General features: G+C 73.3%; 15 protein-coding genes. 2 read left to right on the plus strand and 13 right to left on the minus strand.

Translation table 11 applies throughout. The features are described from left to right. Positions 1-165: 165 nt before the first annotated feature. The 9 genes from ACFTZC_RS05925 to ACFTZC_RS05965 all read right to left on the minus strand — a co-directional run bounded on the left by ACFTZC_RS05925 (position 166) and on the right by ACFTZC_RS05965 (position 12,020). Positions 166-1,383, minus strand: coding sequence for a pseudouridine synthase (locus ACFTZC_RS05925; RefSeq protein ID WP_382887206.1), 1,218 nt, complete (start codon positions 1,381-1,383; stop codon positions 166-168). Then, a complete protein-coding gene (scpB, locus tag ACFTZC_RS05930; RefSeq protein WP_382887282.1) occupies positions 1,383-1,958 on the minus strand; it encodes an SMC-Scp complex subunit ScpB in 576 nt (191 codons plus the stop codon). The genes ACFTZC_RS05925 and scpB overlap by 1 nt, the downstream gene beginning before the upstream one ends. Positions 1,959-2,023: 65 nt before the next feature. Continuing rightward, on the minus strand, positions 2,024-3,019 hold the full coding sequence (locus ACFTZC_RS05935) for a segregation and condensation protein A (protein WP_382887208.1): 996 nt from the start codon (positions 3,017-3,019) through the stop codon (positions 2,024-2,026). A gap of 65 nt (positions 3,020-3,084) precedes the next feature. Further along, positions 3,085-3,729 (minus strand): hypothetical protein, encoded by a 645-nt coding sequence (locus ACFTZC_RS05940; protein WP_382887209.1) that lies wholly within the window; start codon positions 3,727-3,729, stop codon positions 3,085-3,087. Next, a complete protein-coding gene (locus ACFTZC_RS05945; RefSeq protein ID WP_365810449.1) occupies positions 3,714-4,835 on the minus strand; it encodes a ParA family protein in 1,122 nt (373 codons plus the stop codon). Before ACFTZC_RS05945 ends, ACFTZC_RS05940 begins: the two co-directional genes overlap by 16 nt. Before the next feature lie 382 nt (positions 4,836-5,217). Continuing rightward, positions 5,218-6,333, minus strand: coding sequence for an alanine dehydrogenase (gene ald, locus ACFTZC_RS05950; protein WP_382887211.1), 1,116 nt, complete (start codon positions 6,331-6,333; stop codon positions 5,218-5,220). A 155-nt stretch (positions 6,334-6,488) separates the two neighbouring features. Then, on the minus strand, positions 6,489-8,606 hold the full coding sequence (locus ACFTZC_RS05955) for a tetratricopeptide repeat protein (RefSeq protein ID WP_382887283.1): 2,118 nt from the start codon (positions 8,604-8,606) through the stop codon (positions 6,489-6,491). A 991-nt stretch (positions 8,607-9,597) separates the two neighbouring features. After that, positions 9,598-10,224, minus strand: a complete 627-nt coding sequence (locus tag ACFTZC_RS05960; RefSeq protein WP_382887213.1) for an NUDIX domain-containing protein — start codon at positions 10,222-10,224, stop codon at positions 9,598-9,600. 101 nt (positions 10,225-10,325) lie between these two features. Next, a complete protein-coding gene (locus tag ACFTZC_RS05965) occupies positions 10,326-12,020 on the minus strand; it encodes a CTP synthase (RefSeq protein WP_382887215.1) in 1,695 nt (564 codons plus the stop codon). A 431-nt stretch (positions 12,021-12,451) separates the two neighbouring features. Between ACFTZC_RS05965 and ACFTZC_RS05970 the strand changes: the two genes are divergently transcribed. Next, on the plus strand, positions 12,452-14,260 hold the full coding sequence (locus tag ACFTZC_RS05970; protein WP_365810516.1) for a glycoside hydrolase family 15 protein: 1,809 nt from the start codon (positions 12,452-12,454) through the stop codon (positions 14,258-14,260). Positions 14,261-14,432: 172 nt separating this feature from the next. After that, positions 14,433-16,097, plus strand: coding sequence for a PucR family transcriptional regulator (locus tag ACFTZC_RS05975; protein WP_382887216.1), 1,665 nt, complete (start codon positions 14,433-14,435; stop codon positions 16,095-16,097). An 18-nt stretch (positions 16,098-16,115) separates the two neighbouring features. Here the strand turns inward: ACFTZC_RS05975 and ACFTZC_RS05980 are convergent, their stop codons facing one another. The 4 genes from ACFTZC_RS05980 to ACFTZC_RS05995 all read right to left on the minus strand — a co-directional run bounded on the left by ACFTZC_RS05980 (position 16,116) and on the right by ACFTZC_RS05995 (position 22,182). Then, complete coding sequence (locus ACFTZC_RS05980) at positions 16,116-17,819, minus strand: hypothetical protein (RefSeq protein WP_382887218.1); 1,704 nt, start codon at positions 17,817-17,819, stop codon at positions 16,116-16,118. A 196-nt stretch (positions 17,820-18,015) separates the two neighbouring features. Beyond that, positions 18,016-20,064, minus strand: a complete 2,049-nt coding sequence (locus ACFTZC_RS05985; protein WP_382887219.1) for a hypothetical protein — start codon at positions 20,062-20,064, stop codon at positions 18,016-18,018. Between the two features lie 109 nt (positions 20,065-20,173). Continuing rightward, on the minus strand, positions 20,174-21,265 hold the full coding sequence (locus ACFTZC_RS05990; protein WP_382887220.1) for a glycosyltransferase family 4 protein: 1,092 nt from the start codon (positions 21,263-21,265) through the stop codon (positions 20,174-20,176). A gap of 167 nt (positions 21,266-21,432) precedes the next feature. Beyond that, a complete protein-coding gene (locus ACFTZC_RS05995) occupies positions 21,433-22,182 on the minus strand; it encodes a hypothetical protein (protein WP_382887222.1) in 750 nt (249 codons plus the stop codon). Positions 22,183-22,389 lie beyond the last annotated feature (207 nt).

The raw sequence follows: 22,389 nt of genomic DNA on the forward strand, positions 1-22,389 counted from the left end.
TCTTTATTTTTTTTTTTTAATATAACGGGGGGGGGCCCCCCGCCACAATACACACCCCCGGGCCCCTTGGCCCACCCCCGCGGCCTGGGGGGCCGCGGGCTTCTCTTCCGTACCACCGGTGTCAGGGCCACCGGTGGTCACAGAGTCTTGTCCGTCTCGGACGGCTCAGAGGCCGACTTCCTTCATCAGCATGCCGACCTCGGTGTTGGTGAGGCGGCGCAGCCAGCCGGACTTCTGATCGCCGAGCGGGATCGGGCCGAAGGACGTACGGACGAGACGGTCGACCGGGAATCCGGCCTCCGCGAGCATCCGGCGGACGATGTGCTTGCGCCCCTCGTGGAGGGTGACCTCCACGAGGTAGTTCTTGCCGGTGTTCTCGACGACGCGGAAGTGGTCGGCCTTGGCGTAGCCGTCCTCCAGCTGGATGCCGTCCTTGAGCCGCTTGCCCAGATCGCGCGGGAGCGGGCCCTGGATCGCGGCGAGGTAGATCTTCTTGACGCCGTACTTGGGGTGCGTCAGCCGGTGGGCCAGCTCGCCGTGGTTGGTGAGCAGGATGATGCCCTCGGTCTCCGTGTCGAGCCGGCCGACGTGGAAGAGCCGGGTCTCACGGTTGGTGACGTAGTCGCCGAGGTTCTGCCGGCCGTCGGGGTCGCCCATCGTGGAGACGACTCCGGCCGGCTTGTTCAGCGCGAAGAAGAGGTACGACTGGGTGGCGACGGTCAGCCCGTCGACCTTGATCTCGTCCCGCTCCGGGTCGACCCGCATGCCCTGTTCGAGGACGATCTCGCCGTTGACCTCGACACGGGCCTGCTCGATCAGCTCCTCGCAGGCGCGGCGCGAGCCCATGCCGGCGCGGGCGAGGACCTTCTGCAGCCGCTCGCCCTCCTGCTCGGCGCCCGGATTGGTCCTGGGCGTCGTGATGGCCGGCTTGCCCGCGTACCGGTCGCGGTTGCGCTGCTCGATCTTGGCGTCCAGCTCACGGGGGCGGGACGGTGCGCCCCGCCGGGGGCCGCCCTTGCCGCCCCGTGCGCCGCCCTGCGCCGGCTTGGGGCCGCCCTTGGCGCCGCCCCTGGCCGCCGCGCCGCGGGCGCCGCCGCCCTGGCGCGTGCCGCCGCCGGGCCCCCCGGAACCACTGCCGCCGCCCTCGCCACCGGAACGGCGGGCGCCGCCGGGGGCGCCGGACGCGCCGGAACCGCCGGTGGGACCCGTGCGGCCGACGTCGTAACGGCGCTCCTCGGGCCGCGGGCGGGACGGCCGCTTGGGCCTGTCGTCGCGCCCGGCCGCCCCCCGGTTGTCCCGGTCGTCCCGGTCGTCCCGGCCGCCGCCGCGCCCGCCTCCGCTGTTCCGGTCGGAGCCGCCGCTGTTCCTGCCGTTGCTTCGCATCAAAGTTCCGTCTTGTCGTCTGCGTGGGTTTCCGGGGCGTCAGGCGCGTCCGGATCGAACGACGGGACGCCTTCCTGGCTCTCGGCCTCGACCGCCTCCGCCTCGGGGAGGAAGGGCGCGAGCTCCGGCAGCTCGTCCAGGCCGCGCAGGCCCATCCGCTCCAAAAAGTAGTTCGTCGTCCTGTACAGGATCGCACCTGTTTCGGGTTCCGCGCCCGCCTCCTCCACCAGCCCGCGCTGGAGGAGGGTGCGCATGACACCGTCACAGTTCACTCCGCGTACGGCGGAGACCCGCGAACGGCTCACCGGCTGGCGGTACGCGACGACCGCCAGGGTCTCCAGCGCGGCCTGGGTCAGCCGGGCGTGCTGCCCGTCGAGTACGAAGCCCTCGACCGCCTCGGCGTACTCGGGCCGCGTGTAGAAGCGCCAGCCGCCGGCGACCAGCCGCAGCTCGAAGCCGCGGCCCTGGACGGTGTACTCGTCGGCCAGCGCGCGCAGCGCGTCCGCGACGGCGCCGCGGGGGCGGTCGAGGACCTTGGCGAGATGCTCCTCGGTGGCGGGCTCGTCGACGACCATGAGGACCGCCTCCAGGGCGGGCTTGAGCTCCAGGTCCGCGACCGTACCCGGCGGCTGTTGCGCACTCACACCGTCTCCTCACTGTCGTCGTCTCCGCCTGTCCAGCGGACCATGAGCGGCCCCAGCGCCTCGTCCTGCTCCAGGGCGACGACGCGCTCCCGGTACAGGTCCAGGAGGGCCAGGAAGCGTGCCACGACGGTAAGGGTGCCGTCGGCGCCCTCGGCGTCCGCGGTCAGCTCCCGGAAGCTCATCCCGCCGCGCTCGCGCAGCAGGGCGACGACGATCCCGGCCTGTTCCCGGACGGAGACGAGCGGCGCGTGGATGTGGTCCACGTACACCCGGGGCCTCGGTTTCGGCTGCATCGCCTTCACCGCGAGCCGGGCGAACCCCTCGGCCCCGACGCTGATGACGACCTCGGGCAGCAGTTCCGCGTGGTGCGGCTCCAGTCCGACCGTACGGGGGTGGCGCCGGCCCTCGGTCTCCAGCCGCTCGCCGAAGATCTCCGCGACCCGCTTGTACGCGCGGTACTGGAGCAGCCGCGCGAAGAGCAGGTCGCGCGCCTCCAGGAGCGCGAGATCCGCCTCGTCCTCGATCTCGGCGGCGGGCAGCAACCGGGCGGCCTTCAGGTCGAGCAGGGTCGCGGCGACCACCAGGAACCCGGTGGTCTGGTCGAGGTCGCCCTCGGGGCCCATCGCTCGCAGATGGGCCATGAACTCGTCGGTGACCTGGGAGAGCGCGACCTCGGTCACGTCCATGCGGTGCTTCGAGATGAGCTGGAGCAGCAGGTCGAAGGGGCCCTCGAAGTTGGCGAGCCGCACGGTGAACCGCCGCTCGTCCCCGCCGCCGTCGTGCCCGCCGCCGCCCTCGGCGGCCTCGGAGACAGCGGAGACCTCAGGTACCTCGGGGACCTCAACAGTCTCAACAGTCTCGACCGGCTCGACGGGCTCGACCGGCTCAACCGCTTCGACCCACTCGGGGCCGGGGACGACGGGCGCCGGGGTGCCGGGGCCTCGGCCCAGCGGGCGGCGCGGCGGACGGGCGGGGTCGGGCGGCGGGGGCATCGCGGTCCTGGGAGCGGCGGGGGCGGCGGGGCGGTGAGCGGTGGGGCGGCCCGCGCAGGCTACCGTCAGCGCCCGCGCAGCCGCCGTACGAGGATGCTCGCGTCGCCGCGCGATTCGAGGTCGGCGAGGACGACCGCGACCGCCTCGCGGACGATCCGCCCGCGGTCCACGGCGAGTCCGTGCTCGCCGCGCAGCACCAGCCGGGCGTGTTCGAGGTCCATCAGTTCCTCGGCCGAGACATAGACGGTGATCTTCTCGTCGTGCCGTTCACGCCCGCTGGGGCGCCGGTTGGCGCCGCGCCGCTGCCGGCGCTGCTGCCCGCCCTGCTGTGCGTTCTGCGCGCCCTGCGTCCCCGTTCCCGGCCCCGTACCGCCGCCGGGGCCCGGCCCCGCGGGCCCGCCCTCCTGCGGCCTGCGGGCCTGCACGGCGGTCGCGGCCTGCTCCGCGTCGGCGGTGCGGCTGCGCGCCGGCTGGGCCGGGGCGGGCTCCGCGTCCGGCCCGGAGTGCTCCTCCGCCGCCCCGGACGCCGCCCCGGACCCGTCCGGGCCCGCCTGGTCGCCGGCGGGATCACTCTCCCCGGCCGGCGCGGGCACCCGCGGTTCGCCGTTCGCGCCCCGCCGCTGCGCCGCCGGGGACGACGACGTCAGCGCCATGCCTCCGGTCGTACGGAACAGTTCGTCGGCGCCGGGCAGACTCACTCGGCGTGACACCGGGCGAGCACCTCCCTGGCAAGCTGGCGATAGGCGGCGGCTCCGACGGAGTTCGAGGCGTACGTGGTGATGGGTTCACCGGCGACGGTGGTCTCCGGGAAGCGCACGGTGCGTCCGATCACGGTGTGGTAGACGTGATTGTCGAACGCCTCCACGACGCGCGCGAGCACCTCACGGCTGTGCACCGTGCGCGAGTCGTACATGGTGGCGAGGATGCCGTCGAGCTCCAGCTCCGGGTTGAGCCGCTCCTGGACCTTCTCGATGGTCTCCGTGAGCAGCGCGACCCCGCGCAGCGCGAAGAACTCGCACTCCAGCGGCACGATCACCTTGTGAGCAGCCGTCAGCGCGTTCACGGTCAGCAGACCGAGCGAGGGCTGGCAGTCGATCACGATGTAGTCGTAGTCGAGCATCAGGGGCTTGAGCGCGCGCTGGAGTGTGGACTCGCGCGCGACCTCGCTCACGAGCTGCACCTCGGCGGCCGAGAGGTCGATGTTGCTCGGCAGCAGGTCCATGTTGGGCACGGCGGTCTTCAGCAGCACCTCGTCGGCCGCCATGCCCCGCTCCATGAGCAGGTTGTAGACGGTGAGGTCGAGCTCCATCGGATTCACACCGAGCCCGACCGACAGGGCTCCCTGCGGGTCGAAGTCGACGAGCAGCACACGCCGGCCGTACTCCGCGAGGGCGGCGCCCAGGTTGATGGTCGACGTGGTCTTGCCGACGCCGCCCTTCTGGTTGCACATCGCGATGATCTTCGCGGGGCCGTGGTCGGTGAGCGGGCCGGGGATCGGGAAGTACGGCAGCGGGCGCCCGGTCGGGCCGATCCGCTCGCGGCGCTGGCGGGCAGCGTCGGGGGCGAGGGTGGCCGCGTATTCGGGGTCCGGCTCGTATTCGGCGTCAGGGTCGTAGAAGTGCCCCTCGGGCGCTTCGTCGAAGTCGGCGAACGAAGTGGACTCTCGGCCACCCTCGTTGCCGGCCATGGCGTTCACGTGTTGGCCGTCCATCATCTGGTGGGCTGTCGTCATGTGCTGGTGGGTGGCGAAGGTGCGGACAGCTACGGAGCCGACAGCCTCGAACCCGGACGACGGGCCATAGCCCCTCACCGGCATTCCTGGTTGACCACCCCCGGGAGTAAATGTCGACTCATTCACAAGTCGTCTTACCTCCTTGGACGGGACCAGGAAACTTATCGATAGGTCAGCGTGGCACCATGCCGACGATTGGCGACTCTATGGCGTGTCACCACTCCGCAGCAACACAATCCGCCGGACCGGACCCGATGTGTCGGCAACCGAACATCCCTCTGTCAAGGGCGCACAACCCTCTCACCAAGGCAGGGCGGCGAGGTTTCGCCGCCCTGCGAAACGGTTGAAATTGTTACGTTCGAGGCGAGTTGGCCGGACGCGGCACACTCCGCGGGAACACCTACGGCCGGACCTCGCTGGGCAAGATCCGGCCGTCGGCGTGACGTTGACGACGCACGTTGACATCTCAGGCGAGAACTGTCCCCAATTCGGCGTGATCCAGACCGTGGGCCTCCGCCACCTCGCGGTAAACCACCTGGCCGTCATGGGTGTTGAGCCCCTTGGCGAGCGCCGGGTCACGGCGCAGCGCGCCGGCCCAGCCGTGGTTCGCCAGTTCCACGATGTACGGCAGAGTGGCGTTGGTCAGGGCGTACGTCGAGGTGTGCGGCACGGCGCCCGGCATGTTGGCCACGCAGTAGAAGACCGAGTCGTGCACCTGGAAGGTCGGCTCGGCATGGGTGGTGGGGCGTGAGTCCTCGAAGCAGCCGCCCTGATCAATCGCAATGTCGACAAGTACACTTCCGGGCTTCATCCGGGCGACGAGCGCGTTGGTGACGAGCTTCGGCGCCTTCGCGCCGGGGATCAGGACAGCCCCGATCACGAGGTCCGCCTCGGTGACCGCCTTCTCCAGTTCGAAGGCGTTGGAGACGATGGTCCGGACCTTGCTGCCGAAGATCCGGTCGGCCTCGCGCAGCTTGTTGATGTCCCGGTCGAGCAGGGTCACGTGGAAGCCCATGCCGACGGCGATCTGGGTGGCGTTCCAGCCGGAGACGCCACCGCCGATAACCACGGCGCGGCCCGCCGCCGTACCGGGCACACCGCCCGGCAGCACACCGCGCCCGCCGGCCGAACGCATCAGGTGGTACGCGCCGACCTGCGGCGCCAGCCGCCCCGCGACCTCGGACATCGGGGCGAGCAGCGGCAGCGCGCGGTTCGCGGTCTCGACCGTCTCGTAGGCGATGGCGGTGGTGCCGGACTCCAGCAGGGCGTCGGTGCAGGCACGGGACGCGGCCAGGTGCAGGTAGGTGAAGAGCGTCTGGTCCTTGCGCAGCCGGTGGTACTCCTCGGCGACCGGCTCCTTCACCTTCAGCAGCAGGTCGGCGGTGGCCCAGACCTCGTCGGCGGTGGGCAGGATCCGGGCGCCGGCGGCGGTGTACTCGCCATCGGTGATCGAGGAGCCGGTACCGGCGTCCTGTTCGACGACGACCTGATGTCCCTGGCGCACCAGCTCGTGCACACCGGCGGGTGTGATGGCCACCCGGAACTCGTTGTTCTTGACCTCGCGGGGGATACCGACCAACACGGCAGATCACGGTCCTTGGCTCGGGGGATTCCGCGGAGACTCCGGACGCAATCCCATACATACCCGGGCACGCGTGGCACACGGGAAGGCACCGCTGACGAATGCGGCAAAGCCAGTCTAATGAAGGATTTCCTGCTGTCTAGCCTTACAAAGCATCAGTCCTCGACGGCAGGGCTACGGATTTCGCAGGTGTTTCCTTCCGTTTCCAGGAGAAGGCGTTCCGCGGTGGCACGGTGCAGCCGGGCCGCCGCCGGATCCCCGAGCCGGTCCAGCGTGTCCGCCACCCGGAGCTGGAGCGCCGCCTGGAGCCGCAGGTCCCCGGCGAGCCGCGCCCACTCGACCGCTTCCTGGCAGGTACGCAGCGACTCCTGCGGCCGGCCCGCGTACTCCTGGACCCGGGCCGCCTCGCTCAGCGACCGCGCCTGACCCGGCAGATCGCCCAGCCTGCGGTGGATCGCGGTGGCGGCGCGCCAGTGGCGCAGGGCCTCGCCGTACCGGCCCGCGTACGTGTGGACGGTGCCGAGGCGGCCGTACAGACGCGCCTCGTCGGCCCGCTCACCCCGGCTCAGCCGCTGGGAGAGGGCCCGCCCGTACCAGTCGGCGGCCCGCTGCCAGTCCCGCAGGTCCTGGTGGGCGCCGCCCAGTGATTCCATGGCACGGCCGGTGGCGTACAGGTCGCCCGCGGCCCGCCCGGCGTCCAGCGCGGCGCGGTAGCGGGCGAGCGCGTCGTGGGTACGGCCGGTCCTGGCGTCCAGATCGCCGATGTTCAGCAGGGCCGCGGCCTGCTCCCGGTACAGCTCGTGCCGCTCCGCGATGTCGAGGACGAGCTGGTGGAGCCCGTACAGCTCGGGAGCCGCGGCCTCCGTGCCCCGGTGCGCGGCGAGCGCGCGGACCAGGGCCGCGACCAGTCGGCGGGCCAGGGTGTCGAGCTCCCCGTCGGCGACCGCGAGGCGCGCGGCGGCCAGCAGGGCGGGCTGCCGGGAGTACAGCCACCCGGCCGCGGCCTCGGCGTGCGGGAAGCGCAGCGCGCGCGGCAGCCCGGCGAGCCGCTTGCGGGCCGGGGAGCCCTCGGGGTCGGTGACGGCACGGCAGGACTGGAGCAGCCGTACGGTCCGCTCCAGCATCCGCGCGCGGGCGAGCTGCACCTCGGCGGGGCGGTCCTCGGCCAGCCGGACACGCAGCATCGGGACGAGGCAGCCGGGGAGGACGTACTGATCGAGGGGGGCCCGCTCCGGGTCGGACCGGTACGGCCGCTCGGCCCCCCGCGCGCTCCGGCCGTCGGCGGTGCGGTCATCGGCGGTGCGGAGCAGCCCCCGTACGGCGAAGTCGTCCAGCAGGGCGGCGGCGTCCGGCATGGAGCAGCCGGCCAGCGCCGAGGCGGTGTGCGCGTCGGCGATCCCGGCGGGCGCGAGGGCGAGCAGCCGGAGCATCCGGGCGGCGGGCTGCGGCAGGCTTTCGTACACGAGCCGGAAGGCGCGGGCGAGCGGGCGGATCCCGACGGGCCACTCGGGGTCCGGCGGCAGGGCGCGCAGCCGCTTGGACACATCGGCGACCGACGCCATGGGGCGCGCCGCGAGCCAGCCGCCGGCCAGCACGAGCGCGGCGGGCTGACCGCCGCACTCCTCCGCGAGGGACTCCGCGGCCTGCGGATCCACGGTGATCCGTACGGCGCCGGTGAACCGCGTGAGCAGTTCGATGGCGGCCTTGGTGTCCATCCCGCCGAGGGTGCAGGGGCGCACGTCGGGGATTCCGGTGAGCGGCCCCCGCGAGACGGCGACGACCAGGCAGTCCGGGTTGTCGGGCACGAGCGGGTCGACCTGTCCGGCGTCGGCGGCGTCGTCGAGGAGCAGCAGCACCCGGCGGACACCCAGCGCCTCGCGCACCATTTCGGACAGCTCGTCCTCCCCCGCGCCGGGCGGCGTGGCCACGCCGAACGCGCCGAGGATCTCGCGGGCGGTCCGCTCGGTGGGCACCCGCGCGCCGCCGGACTCGGTGAGCCTGGTCCGTACGATCCCGTCGGGATACCGGTCCCGCAACTGCCGGGCCAGCTCCCGCGCGAGCGAGGTGCGCCCGGACCCGGGGCGCCCGGCGATCAGCAGCACCCGCGCGCGGGGTTCCTTCCGGCCGGAGATCGTGTTGAGCCCGGCGTCCTCGATGTCCGCGTGCAGTGACTTGAGTTCGCGCAGCCGCCCGAAGAACTCCCCGCCGGCCCCGGCACGTTCCCCCTCCGGCGGCCCCTCCACAACTCCCGCCCCGCCGACGGCCCCCGGCACGCGCTCACCCCCGGCCGGGCCCGGGTCCTGGTCCTGGTCCTGGTCCGAAGCCGGCACGGTCGGCTCAACAGGCCCGGCTTTCGCTTCCGCTTCGACTTCCGCTTCGGCTTCGGCTTCGGCTTCGGGGCGGGCCTGCGCCGGTACTCCGGCCACGGACTCCGGCCCGGACACGGCAGGCGCCACCGGTCCGAGATGCTCCGGCTCGGCTTCGGCTTCCGGCTCCGGCCGAGGCGCGTCGGACGCGGCAGACGCGGCAGGCACGACCGGCTCGGCACGCTCCGCTTCGGCTTCCGCCTCCGGCCCGGGCCCGGACCCGGCGGACAGCACCGGCTCTGAGCCCTCCGGCTCCGGCTCGGCTTCGGCTTCGGGGCGGGCCTCGGCCCGCGCTTCGGCCTCGGGCTCCGGCCGAGGCGCGGCAGGCTCCGCAGGCGCGAGCGGTTCGGGACGCTCCGGCTCGGGTTCGGCCGCCCGCGGTTCGGGGTGGTCGTGATCGTGGTCCTGGTCGGCCTTCGGTGCGGCGGGCTTCCGCCGGGGGCGGGTGGTCCTGGGCGTCCTGGCGGCCGGGCGCGGGGCGGAGCCGTCGCCCTCCGTACCGCTCGCGCCGTCCGTCGCGTCTTCGGGACCCTCCGGGGTGCTCACCCGGGCCGTACCTTTCTTCTTCGCGGCGGATGTGGCCCGGCCGCGGCGCTTCTTCGGCGGTGCCTCGGATTCCGTCGGCCCGGCGGCGGTCTTCCCCGGTTCCTGGGGCTTCCTCGCTCGCGCACGGCCGGGGCCGCTCACGTCCACCGCCTGATCCGTCACGGGCCACGCTCCCGTCCGCCTGCGCACGATCCGAGCCCGGCGGATCTCCGCACGGACGGTTCGAGCCTAGTTCACTCTCTGCGACGGGATCGGGAGAGCGTGGCCGGTACATCCCTCGATCGGATCAGCATTTCTTCAGATCAGAGGATGTATCAGTAGGACGATCGACGACCGGCAGTCAGTCAATCGGTCAGGCCGCGAACGGCCGTGCCGGCCACGGCGCCTCCGCCGGCCGCAGCGCCTCCACGCCGTCCCCCGCCAGCGCGGCGGTGAGCGACAGGACGCCCACCGCGAGGCAGGTGTTGTGCAGTTCGCCGCCGAGCACGCCCCGTACCAGCTCGGCCAGCTCCACCCGGGCCAGCTCCATGTCCGCCTCCTCCTCGGAGACCTGGAAGCGCTCGCCCTCCGCCTCCGACAGCTCCCGGGCGAGGAAGACCCGTACCGCCTCGTCGCAGCCGCCCGGCGTCGTGTAGACGTCCGCGAGCACCCGCCAGTCCTCGGCCTTGACGTGCGCCTCCTCGTACAGCTCACGCTGCGCCGCGTGCAGCGGGTTCTCCCCCGGCACGTCGAGCAGGCCGGCCGGGATCTCCCAGAGCTTCTGGCGTACGGGGTGGCGGTACTGGCGCAGGACCAGGACCCGGCCCGCGTCGTCGAGGGCGAGGATCGCGACGGACCCGGGGTGGACCTGGTAGTCCCGCTTCACGACCGTGCCGTCGGGCATGACCACATCATCCGTGCGGACGCTGGTCTTGTTGCCGCGGAAGGGCGTCGTGGTCGCGGTGACCCGCCACTCCTCAGGGGTGTCCTTGACGGTCATGGCAGCGTCCTCCCACGGTGGTACACAAGCGGAAACCGAGGCAGGGGCCCCGCAGAACGCGGCCCGTACCCCGGCTCCCACCGTATCGCCTGCGACGCGCCCTACGACCGCGCGGCCACCGGCTCGCCCGCCTCCTGACGCAGGCCTTCACGGCGCTCGACCGCCGCCTTCACCAGCCCCGCGAAGAGCGGGTGCGGACGCGTCGGCCGGGACCGCAGCTCCGGGTGGGCCTGCGTGGCGACCAGGTAGGGGTGCGTGGCGCGCGGGTACTCGACGTACTCGACGAGCTTGTTGTCGGGGGACGTGCCCGAGAAGACGAGACCGGCCTTCTTCTCCAGCTCCGCGCGGTACGAGTTGTTGACCTCGTAGCGGTGGCGGTGGCGCTCCTCCACGTACGGCTGGTCCTCGTACACCTCGCGGACGATCGAGCCCTCGGCGAGCTTCGCCGGGTAGAGGCCGAGCCGCATCGTGCCGCCCAGGTCCCCCGCGCCCTCCACGTACGCGAGCTGCTCCTCCATCGTGGAGATCACCGGGTGCGCGGTGCCGGAGTCGAACTCGGTGGAGTTGGCCTCGGCGATGCCCGCGAGGTTGCGCGCCGCGTCGATGACGATGCACTGGAGGCCGAGGCAGATGCCGAGCAGCGGCACCTTGTGCTCGCGGGCGTACTGGATCGCGCCGACCTTGCCGGTCACGCCGCGCTCGCCGAAACCGCCGGGGATCAGGATGCCGTCGACGTCCGCGAGCTGCTTCGCGGCGTCGGCCGGCGTCTTGCAGTCGTCCGACGTGACCCACTTCACGGTGACGCGCGCCTTGTTGGCGAAACCGCCCGCGCGGATGGCCTCCGTGACGGAGAGGTACGCGTCCGGGAGGTCGATGTACTTGCCGACCAGGGCGATGGTGACCTCGTGGTCGGGGTTGTGGACGCGGTCCAGCAGATCGTCCCAGACCGTCCAGTCCACATCGCGGAAGGGCAGGTCCAGCTTGCGTACGACATAGGCGTCCAGGCCCTCGGTGTGCAGCACCTTGGGGATGTCGTAGATCGACTTCGCGTCCACGCAGGCCACCACGGCCGCCTCGTCCACGTCGCACATCAGCGAGATCTTGCGCTTGATGGAGAGCGGCACGTCACGGTCGGCGCGCAGCACGATCGCGTCCGGCTGGATACCGATGTTCCGCAGGGCGGCCACCGAGTGCTGGGTCGGCTTGGTCTTCAGCTCGCCGGACGGGCCGATGTACGGCAGCAGCGAGATGTGCACGACGAAGACGTTGTCGCGGCCCACCTCGTGGCGGACCTGGCGGACGGTCTCCAGGAACGGCAGCGACTCGATGTCGCCGACCGTGCCGCCCACCTCCGTGATGACGACGTCGACCTCTCCGGCCGCCATCCGCCGGATGCGGTGCTTGATCTCGTTGGTGATGTGCGGGATGACCTGGACCGTGTCGCCCAGGTACTCGCCGCGCCGCTCCTTCGCGATGACCTGCGAATAGACCTGTCCGGTGGTGACATTGGCAGAGCCGTCGAGGTCCACGTCGAGGAAGCGCTCGTAGTGGCCGATGTCCAGGTCGGTCTCTGCGCCGTCGTTCGTGACGAACACCTCACCGTGCTGGAACGGGTTCATCGTGCCGGGGTCGACGTTCAGGTACGGGTCGAGCTTCTGCATCGTGACCCGCAGACCACGCGCCTTGAGCAGCGCGCCCAGGCTGGAGGCGGTCAGGCCCTTGCCGAGGGAGGAGGCGACACCCCCGGTGACGAAGATGTGCTTGGTCGTCGAGGCTGTCGAGGATCGTGTCGGCATGGCCAAGAGGGGGCTCCCGTGGTCGCGGTTCGGTGTGCGTGCCGGAGTCCCTGCCGAGAGGTGAGGGGACTGCCGTCGCTGCGGTTTCGGGGTCTCTGTGCTGTGCAGGGAGTCCACCGGTCCACGGGCTACCAGGGTAACAGCGACATCGGGAGGCCGCTTCCGGCCACGCGACACCCGGAGGTGCCCCTCCTTTCCCCCTCGTCACACTTTTTCCCCCACGTCCCCTCAGACCCACTCGTTCGGCGGACCGCTCTTCTTCAGAGCGTGACGCGGAACCCTCGGGTGCGTCGTATCCTGCTCAAACATTCGCTGCCGAGTACGGCCGGCAAACGGCACCACCCCCGCCCGATTTCCCGGAAAACCAGCTCGTCAACGACCCTTGACCGCAGTAAGCGCCCCGCGGGGCGGACGTGGCCGTTCGACTGGAGATGCACGTGGCCGGGCGCATCGAGGATTACGCACTCATCGGAGATATGCAGACCGCTGCCCTGGTCTGCCGGGACGGCACAGTCGACTGGCTGTGCCTGCCCCGCTTCGACTCGCATGCCGTGTTCGCGGCTCTGCTGGGAACCGACGAGCACGGTTTCTGGCGACTGGGACCCGCGCACCCCGCGGGCTCCGTACCGCCGCGGGCCACGCGGCGCCGCTATCGCGGAGACTCCCTGATCCTGGAGTCGGAGTGGGACACCCCGCGCGGCACCGTGAGAGTGACCGACTTCATGCCGCCGCGTGACGGCGCTCCTCAGGTCATCCGGATCGTCGAGGGCGTCAGCGGCCGGGTGCCGATGCGCTCCGCGCTGCGGATGCGCTTCAGCTACGGACGCGTCGTGCCGTGGGTGCACAAGGTGGACAACCGTACGGTCGCGGTCGCGGGACCCGACTCGGTCTGGCTGGACACCGAGGCGGAGACCCACGGCAAGGACCTGACGACGTACTCCGACTTCACCGTGGCACCCGGTGACCGGATCTCGTTCACGATCAGCTGGCAGCCCTCGCACCGGCAGCCGCCGGCGCTGCCGGACCCGGAGGGCTCCCTGGAGGCGACCTCCGAGTTCTGGCGCGAGTGGGTCGAGCACTGCACGTACCACGGCCCCTACCGGGAAGCCGTGATCCGTTCGCTGATCACGCTCAAGGCGCTGACGTACGCGCCGACCGGCGGCATCGTGGCCGCGCCGACGACCTCGCTGCCCGAGGAGATCGGCGGCAGCCGCAACTGGGACTACCGCTACACCTGGCTGCGCGACGCCGCGATCACGCTCTCGTCCCTGCTGCGCACCGGCTACCGCGAGGAGGCCCGCGCCTGGCGCGAGTGGCTGCTGCGCGCCGTGGCGGGCGATCCGGAGAACCTCCAGATCATGTACGGCATCGCGGGCGAGCGTGAGCTCGGCGAGGCGGAGCTGGACTGGCTGCCGGGGTACGAGCGTTCCGGCCCGGTCCGGGTCGGCAACGGCGCCGCGCACCAGCTCCAGCTCGACGTGTACGGCGAGGTCACCGAGGCGCTGCACCTCGCGCACATGACGGGTCTGGCCCGCAACGACTACGCCTCCGTGCTCCAGCTCAAGCTGATCCGCTACCTGGAGAAGCACTGGGACCAGCCGGACGAGGGCATCTGGGAGGTGCGCGGGCCGCGCCGGCACTTCGTGCACTCGAAGGTGATGGCATGGGTCGCGGTCGACCGGACGATCAAGCTGATCGAGTCGGGCGACGCGGACGGGCCGCTGGAGCGCTGGCGCGAGCTGCGCGACGACATCCACCGCGATGTCTGCGAGAAGGGGTACGACAAGGAGCGGAACACCTTCACGCAGTCGTACGGCTCCCAGGAGCTGGACGCGTCGCTGCTGCTCATCCCGCAGATGGGCTTCCTGCCGCCGGACGACAAGCGGGTCATCGGCACGATCGAGGCGATCCAGCGCGAGCTGTCCACGGAGGACGGTTTCGTGCTGCGCTACCCGACGTCGGGTGAGGACGCGGGGGTCGACGGTCTGGAGGGCGACGAGGGCGCGTTCCTGGCCTGTTCGTTCTGGCTCGCCGACGACCTGGCGATGATCGGGCGGGTCGACGAGGCGCGCAAGCTCTTCGAGAAGCTGCTGTCGCTGCGGAACGATCTCGGGCTGCTGGCCGAGGAGTGGGACTCCCGGCTCCAGCGCCAGGTGGGCAACTTCCCGCAGGCGTTCAGCCATGTGCCGCTGATCGACACGGCGCTGCGGCTGACGGCGTCGGGCGCGTACGGCGGCTGACGGCCGACCGCCAGGGGGCGGGGCCCGGACGGGACGGTGTACGCCGCCTCCGTCCGGGCCCTTCCCGCGTCAGGGCCCTTTCCGCCTCCGGGCCCGAGTCCTCGCCGGTCCGCCGCGTACGTCTGTACGTCTGTACGTCCTCGCCCGCGCCCCGTCCAGTAGCCTCCGGCCCATGGAGACTCAGGGCGGCATCACCGTACGGCGCGCTCTTGAGCTGCCCGGACTGCGGGGCGGGCTGCCGGAGGTGGTGGCCTGCGCGGAAGCGCTGGACCGTACGGTGCGCTGGGTGCACGCGGGCGAGGCACCGAACATCGCCTCGCTCCTCAAGGGCGGCGAGCTGCTGCTGACGACCGGTCTCGGCCTCGGCAGCAGACCCGCCGAGCAGCGCGCCTTCGTCCGCAGGCTCGCCGATCGGGGCATCGCGGCCCTGGTGGTGGAGCTGGGCGCCCGGTTCGACCGGCTCCCGGCGGCGCTCGTGGACACGGCGCGGTCGGCCGGGCTGCCGCTGGTGCAGCTCCACCGCGAGGTGCCGTTCGTCTCGGTGACCGAGGAGGTCCACACCGAGATCGTCAACGGCCACTACGCGCTGCTGCGACAGGCCGAGGAGGTCCACCGCCGGTGCACGGAGGCCGTACTGGACGGCGGCGGGGTCGAGCGGGTGCTCCGGATCCTGGCGGACTTCACGGGCAACCCGGTCTTCCTGGAGACCGCGGAGGGCCGGCTCCTGTACGCGGCGGCCCCGGGCGCCGCCCCGGCGGCGGCCGATCCGCTCGACGTGTGGGCGGGGCTGCGCGGCCGGCGCGCGGCGCGGGCGGCGGGGCCGCCGGCGGGCGCGGTGCTGGTGGACATCGCGGGGCGCGGCCACGGTACGGGCGCGGTGCGGGCCCGGCTGGTGATCCCCGCCGTGTCGGCCGCGGCGCTGCCGGTGCACCGGCTGGCGGCCGAGCGCGCGGCCGGCACCCTCGCCGTCGTGCTGATGCAGGCGCGCCAGGAGGAGGAGCTGGCGGCCCGCGGCCGCGGTGACTTCCTCACCGATCTCGCGGAGGGCCGGATCCGCCCCGAGGACGCGCCCGAGCGGGCGCGGGTGCTGGGCTTCCGGCCGGGCGACGGGCCGTTGCTGCCGGTGGTGATGCGGCTGGGTCCTGACCGGGCGGCGGACCGGGACCCGGGCGCCGAGCTGCCGCCGGCGGGGAACTGGGCGGTGCTGGCCGGGGCGGTGCTGGAGGAGCTGTCCGCGGTGGGCGTGCCGGTGCTGCTGGGCGTACGGCCTGTGGAGGGCCGGGTTCCGCTGCTGCTGGGGCTGCGGGCGGAGTCCGAACGTACAGCGGTGGCCGACCGGGTCGCGGCGGCGCTGCGGGCGGGCGTGGCGCGCGCGGGCGTGGAGCGGCCCGGCGCCCGGCCGCCGGTGGTCGTGGTGGGCGTCGCGGGAGGCTGGGCGGCGGCGAGCGCGAGCCTGCGGCACGCGGCGGAGACGGCCGCGGCGGCGAGCGGGCTGCCGGACCTGCCGTGGTACGACGCCCGCCGCCTGGACATCGATCTGCTGCTGTGGCGGCTGCGGGAACACCCGGACCTGGCGGCCTTCGTGGACCGTGCGATCGGCCCGCTGCGCGCCCACGACCGGTCGTCCAGGCCCGCGTTGCTGCCGACGCTGGAGGTCTTCCTGGCGCACGCGGGGCGCAAGGCGGAGACGGCGCGGGAGCTGCATCTCAACCGGCAGACGCTCTACAACCGGCTGGGCCGGATCTCCGAGCTGCTGGGCACGGACCTGGACGACCCGCAGGCGGTACTGGCCCTGAGCCTGGCGCTCCGGGCCCGCCGCCACACGCCGGGCGGGTGAGCGCGCCCGGACGGGCGGTCACTGCGGGGTGGTGAACTCCACCCGTACGTCACGGGTTCCGGTACGGACGGTCACGCCCTCGGCGATCTCCTTCACGGCACACCCGTCCGCCAGCAGGACGTTCACCGCGGCGCCCAGCAGCACCGGGTCGAGGGGCGCGTGGTGCTCGCCCCAAGGCCGCGCCGAGGACGCCTCCAGGAGGGTCCCGTCGCGCAGCGCCACCAGGGCCGTACGGCTGCCGAGGGCGGCGACCGCCACGTTCAGCGCGGGAAGCGCGGCGAACCGCGCCGCCGCCCAGCGCGCCGGGGTCTGCACCGGTTCCACGGTCGTCCGCGCCAGGACCTCGGCGTATCCGCGCCACCGGGTGTCCGTGCCGTGGTCGTGGGCCGCGTAGAAGCCCCGCCCCGTGCCGTGCCGCCCGGGGATCACCGGCCAGCGGCGCAGCTCCACCGCCCCGTCCGCCGGGCGGCCGCCGACGACGTCGTACACGGCGGAGACGGTGTGCTCGACGGGGCGGGGGTCGGGGACCGGATCCGGCTGCTCCGTCACCGGCGGAAGGCGCACGCCCCGGTGTTCGAGGAAGGAGTAGAGCTTGCGCCTGGTGCGTTCCGCGCCCTCGCCCCTGGCGCCGAGCTGGAGGGCGAAGACGTCGTCCAGCTCGCCGGGGACATGCCGGTCCGCGGCGCTCAGCAGCTGGTCGAGCAGGGGCCTGCCGGGGTCGAGGGCGGGCGCCCGCCGGGCGAAGGCCGCCGCGGGAGAGGCCGGGTCCAGCTCGTCGAGCCCGGTGGCGGCGAGCAGCGTCACCCGGTGCAGGGCGGCGCTGTAGAAGGTCGTGGAGCCGTGGTCGCCGATCACCCAGTCCCCGGCGACCACGGTGGCCCGCCAGCCTTCCTGCGGAGGGATCACCAGGAGCCCCGCGTTCATCGCCCCGGCGAGCCGGTCGAGGACCCCGTCGGTGGTGTGGCGGGCCCAGACGTTGGGGTGCAGGACGAGCGCCACCGCGTAGTCGTCGGCGGGCAGCTCCGCGAGCAGCCGCTCCGGCAGGTCGGGGCAGCGGCCGAGCAGGGAGTGGCTGCTCCAGGTCGAGTGGACGACCACGAGCCGCCGCCCGCCCACGACGCCGAGCCGTTCCCGGTAGATGTCGCGCCGGGGCACGCTGGCCCGGATCCGGTCGAAGCACTGGTCGCCGACGGCGAGGGCGTACGGCACCGCCTGCGGGCAGGAGACGGCGAGCCGGGCGATCTGGTCCTCGTGGGAGACGCAGATGCAGGACGGCAGGACCTTGCCGCGCCGGGTCAGTTCGCGCGCCGAGAGTCCGGCGGGTGAGGACGTGTCCCCGGTGGACTCGGTGACGAGCCGGTTGTAGCCCGCGCCGTGCGGCAGCACCACGAGCGGGGTGCCCCTGCGGTACATGGAGCGGTGCACGGCGCAGGCGACGACGAGGTGGAAGCGCCGCCGTCTGGCCTCGCGCCAGCTCAGGACGGTGACGCCGAGCCCGTCCAGGTACTCCGCCAGCCCCGCGCTGAAGGCGGAGCCGGGGTTGACGGTGTACGAGACCTCGATCCCGTCCTCGGGACGGAGCAGCCGGGTCACGTCCCGCAGCCTGGTCGCGGAGGTCAGGGTGCGGGCGACGGCCAGGACCTGGGCCTTGGGCGGCTCGTAGGTGTCCCAGCGCGTCCCGGCGTGCCGGGCACGGTTCCTGCGCGGCGGGAACACGGCCACCTCCGGACGGTTGCGGTCCTGCGGTCATGTGCAGAGCGGGGAGAGGGATGCGAGTGTGATCGTACTGAACGGGCACGGCACGGCCACGGAACGGGACGGCTGGCGGAGAAGCCGGGCGGCTCAGGCCGGACCGAGCCGCTCAGGCCGGACCGAGCCACTCAAGCCGGACCGAGCCACCCAGGCCGGATTGGGCGGCTCAGGCCGGATTGGGCCGCCGGGACAGGTCCATGTCGGCGCGCAGTTCGCGGAGTTTGCCCAGGCTCTCCTGTGCGAGCCGGTCGTCGCCGATCTCCCGGGCCAGCTCCGCCGTGAGTTCCAGCGCTTGGTCGAGCTTGGTGTACTGGCCGTGCCGTCCGGCCCACACCGCCGCCTCGGTGACCGTCCGCACGGCGAGCGCGGGGTCTCCCAGGGCGCGTTGGGCGCGGGCGAGCTGGATGCCGGTCTTCGACCGCATCCCGTCGTCCCCGGTGTCGGCCGCGGCCGCGGCGGCCCCCGCCAGAACGTCGGCCGCCTCCTGGTTCCGTCCGGCGGCGATCAGCGCCTGCCCCAGGTGGTAGCTCTGCACGACGATGCCGTGCGGGTCCCCCGCGTTGGCCGCCAGCGCGCCGCGGAACAGCTCGACCGCGGTGTCCGGTTCGCCGGCCGCGAGATGCAGCAGCCCCTGCGACTCCCGTACGGCGCCGGAGAGGCGCGGGTCGGCCAGCGTCTCCAGAAGGGGCTCCGCACGGGCCAGTTGGTCCCTGGCCTCCTCGTACTCGCCCAGTCCGTAGTGGGCGCGGGCGAGTTGGTTGCGCATCCTGACCTCGGCGTCGAAGCGGCCCTCCCGGGCCGCCGCCTCGATCCCCAGCCGGTGCGAGTCGATCCAGTCGGCATAGTGCCTGCGGCTTTCGAAGAGCGCCCACAGCGACTCGCAGAGCCGCCAGACGGCGTCGTACCAGCGTTCCCCGTCCGCGGCGCGCAGCACGGCGAGGAGCGTGTCCCGCTCGTCGTCCAGCCAGTCCACCGCCTCGGCGGAGGTGGTGAAGAGCGGGTCCCGTACGGGGCCGGCGGCTCCGGGATCCGCGGGGTTCTCCTGAAGGCGCCACCGGTTGCCGAGGATCAGCCGGTCGGCGCGGGCCGCGGCGGCGACGTAGAAGTCCACGACGCCGCGCAGCACGGCGCGGCGGCGCTCCTCGGCGCCCTCCCGGCGGCTGCTGAGCGCCCGCGCGTGCGTGCGGACCACGTCGTGCATCCGGTAGCGGCCCCGGGGGCCGGTGGCGACCACGAGATGTACGGCGAGGAGGTCGGTGAGCGCGGCGTCGAACCCCTCCCCCGCGCCCGCCGCGTGGGCGAGGGGCGCGGTGAAGGTGGTACCGGGGAGCAGTCCGAGCAGGTCGTAGAGGTCCCGGGTGGGGCCGGTGAAGCCCGCGACGACGGCGTCCATCACGGCCCCGCCGCCCTCGGGCCCGTGCCCGGCCCCCGTGCCGTCCGTCAGCTCGCGCACCACGTCCTCCAGTGTCCTGTGCGGTTGCCCCACCAGGCGCTCCCCGACCGCGCGCATGAGGAGCGGCAGTCCGGCGCAGAGGGAGACCAGTTCGGCCGCCGCCTCGTCCGCCGCCGTGCTCCGCCAGCGCCGTACGAGCCGGACCCCGGCCCGGCTGTCCAGCGGAGGGACGGGAACGTCCACCGCGCCGTCGAGCAGCAGGGCCGCCGGCCGGGTACGGCTGAGCACCACGGCGAGTCCGACGCCGGGCAGCAGCGGTCTGACCTCGTGGGCGGTACGTACGTTGTCGACCACGACGAGCACCGGCCGCTGCGCGGTGGCGGAGCGGAACAGCGCGGACCGCTCCCCGAGGGTGGGCGGAATGCGGCTCTCGTCCACGTTGAGCGAGCGCAGCAGGATACCGAGGACACCGCCGATGTCGACGGCGCCGCCGTACCGCAGGTCCTCCAGGTCGACGTAGAGCTGTCCGCCCGGGTAGCGGGCCTGCACCTCGGGGTCGTTGGCCCAATGGGCCACGAGCTCGGTCTTGCCGACCCCGCCCAGGCCGGTCACCAGCGCCTGGGCGCAGCCACCCACCGGTGCGGCGAGCACCCCCTTGAGGATGGTCAGCTCATCGACCCGGTTGACGAAACCGTTGTGCGGGACGGGAAGCTGGCGAGGAATCACCGGGGGCGGCAGGGGCGGGTAGGTGATCGAACCGATGTATCCGGCCTGCACCAGCGGCCCCGAGATCACCGCGTCCCCGGAGACGGTGTTGCTCACCGTCCCACCGGGTCCCTCAGCGGCACTGCGGCTCTCCACACGCTCTCCCCTCGGCCCGCTCCGGCTCACCGGGGCTCACTCCGGCTGCCCACCCTAGGCCCTGGCGGGATCAGCGTGACGGGCGTCCCCGCTCCGTCAGTTCGTCGTACACGGACAGCACCTGCGCGATCGTCTCGTCCTCCGTCGGCCAGGTGGCGGCCTGCGCCCGGCCCGCCGTCGCGAGCCGGTCCCGCCGCTCCGGGTCGGCCAGCAGGCGCGTCACCGCCTCCGCCAGGGCCGGCGCGTCGCCGTACGGGACGAGTTCGGCGGCGTCGCCGACGAGTTCGGGGATGGCGCCCACCGCCGTCGCGACCAGCGGCACGCCGAGCCGCAGCGCCTCCTGGGCCAGCACCGAGCGGGCCTCCCAGCGGCTGGCGAGCACGGCGACGTCCGCCGTCGCGAGGAGTTCGCTGATGTCGTCTCTGCGGCCGATGAGCTGTACGGGCAGGTCGTCGTCCTCGATCCGGCGCTGGAGCCTGGCGCGTTCCCGGCCCTCGCCCGCGATGGTGAGCAGCGGGGCGGGGTCCAGGTGGCGCCAGCCGGCCACGGCGTCGAGCAGCGTGTCGTACCCCTGGTCCGGTACGAGGCTGCCGACGGCCATCAGCAACGGGCGCTCGACCGCGCCGAGTTCGGCGCGGGACTTGTTCTCCTCGCCCGCGGCCTGGTGGCAGGGCGCGGGCAGCGCGACGGGCGCGAGGCGGGCGTCGCGCGCGCCCCGCCGACGCGCCCCGTCGACCAGTTCGGAGGTCGCCCCGAGCACCACCGAGGCGGCCCTGACCGCGCGCCGTTCCAGCATCCGCAGCAGGCGGCCGCGGGGCCCCGCCGCCTCCGTACGGGTGTGCCAGGTGACGACCAGCGGCACCCGCAGTCCGCCGAGCGCGAGCGCGGTCCGTACGGCGGCGTGCAGCCCGTGCGCGTGCACCACGTCCGCTCCGGCGCAGGCCGCCCGGAGCGCCGCCACCGAGGCCGGGTCGCCGCGCCGGGCGACGGGGACGTGGTACGCCCCCGCGCCGCTGAAATCATAGGCACGGTCGAGTTCGGCGGGGGCGCACACGGTCACGCGCACGCCCCGGGCGACCAGCCCCGCCGCCAGCGATCGGACGTGCGCGCTGCTGCCCGCGCTGCCACCGCCCAGCACCTGGACCGTACGCAGTTGTGTCACGTGGGCAAGGCTCCTGGATCGGTGAGGGTCTGCGTCAAGGATGCCAGTCCGTACGCACGTTCCGGCACCGCCCGGGCGTCGTTCCGGTGTCCGACGCCTCAACTCCGCGCCCGGTATCACTCACACGGGTGAGGACGCGGGTCGGCCGTCCCGGTTCCGCGCCACGCTCACCGGCGGCCGACCCTGTCACCGTACGCCGTCCCGGCGATGACTCCCAGTGCGTGTACGGCCAGCCCCGCCCGCCCGTTGCCCGCGACGACGGCGGCGCCGAGGGCCGCGCCGAGCGCGTGGGCGCCCGCGTCGCCGAGCATCGTCCGCTCCCCGAGGTCGGCGCCGACGACCGCCGCGGCGGCGCCCACGGGTACGGCGGCCAGGGCGCCCGCCGTACCCCCGCGCAGCAGGCCGGGGGCGCCGAGCGCGAGCACTCCGACGCAGGCCCTGCCGGGGCGTACGTCGAGGAGGTTGACGCAGTGCGCGCCGCCCGCGATCACGACACCGGCCAGCAGCCGGTCCACCGGACGCTCCTTGAGCAGCGCCCCCGCGGCGAGCGCCGCCGCCCCGATACCGAGGAGCTTCACCGCCCCGGTGGTCACCTCACCGTGGCGCAACGCGCCGAGGTGCGCCGCGAAACCCCGGCGCGGATCGCCCGCGCCGGCCCGGTCGTCGTACGCCCCGCAGGCACCGGCGGCGAGGACGGCCAGCGCGACGGCGCCCCGCGCACCGACCGGCGCGGACCCGGCGGCGGCTCCGAGGACGGTGGCGGGACCGGCGTACAGGTCGACGGTGCGCCCGGCGTAGTTGCTCCGCCGCCAGCGCGCGGGCTCCCCCGGCGCACGGGAGCGGAGCACTTCGTACACGCCACGGGTGGTACCCAGCGCGGTGAGGAACGCGGCGGTCCTGCTCTTCCTGGCGGCCATGCGGCTCACCCTAGAACGCGTCCCGGCCGGGAGGCTTGTACGGAAACGGGCCCTGCCGGATCCGCCCGGCAGGGCCCGTTTCCGTGAGTCAGCTCCGACGACCCGCTCCAGCGGCCCGTTTCCGTGAGTCAGCTCCGACGACCCGCTCCAGCGGCCCGTTTCCGTGAGTCAGCTCCGACGACCCGCTCCAGCGGCCCGTTTCCGTGA

It is taken from the genome of Streptomyces sp. NPDC056987, from assembly GCF_042673865.1.
GTDB lineage: Bacteria > Actinomycetota > Actinomycetes > Streptomycetales > Streptomycetaceae > Streptomyces.

Bases quoted from the DNA above. Each gene is read 5' to 3' on its own strand.
- scpB (WP_382887282.1), bottom strand. From the start codon at position 1,958: ATGGTCGTCGACGAGCCCGCCACCGAGGAGCATCTCGCCAAGGTCCTC.
- ACFTZC_RS05970 (WP_365810516.1), top strand. From the start codon at position 12,452: ATGCACGTGGCCGGGCGCATCGAGGATTACGCACTCATCGGAGATATG.
- ACFTZC_RS05965 (WP_382887215.1), bottom strand. From the start codon at position 12,020: ATGCCGACACGATCCTCGACAGCCTCGACGACCAAGCACATCTTCGTC.
- ACFTZC_RS05960 (WP_382887213.1), bottom strand. From the start codon at position 10,224: ATGACCGTCAAGGACACCCCTGAGGAGTGGCGGGTCACCGCGACCACG.
- ACFTZC_RS05975 (WP_382887216.1), top strand. From the start codon at position 14,433: ATGGAGACTCAGGGCGGCATCACCGTACGGCGCGCTCTTGAGCTGCCC.
- ACFTZC_RS05945 (WP_365810449.1), bottom strand. From the start codon at position 4,835: ATGCCGGTGAGGGGCTATGGCCCGTCGTCCGGGTTCGAGGCTGTCGGC.
- ACFTZC_RS05935 (WP_382887208.1), bottom strand. From the start codon at position 3,019: ATGCCCCCGCCGCCCGACCCCGCCCGTCCGCCGCGCCGCCCGCTGGGC.
- ACFTZC_RS05995 (WP_382887222.1), bottom strand. From the start codon at position 22,182: ATGGCCGCCAGGAAGAGCAGGACCGCCGCGTTCCTCACCGCGCTGGGT.
- ACFTZC_RS05925 (WP_382887206.1), bottom strand. From the start codon at position 1,383: ATGCGAAGCAACGGCAGGAACAGCGGCGGCTCCGACCGGAACAGCGGA.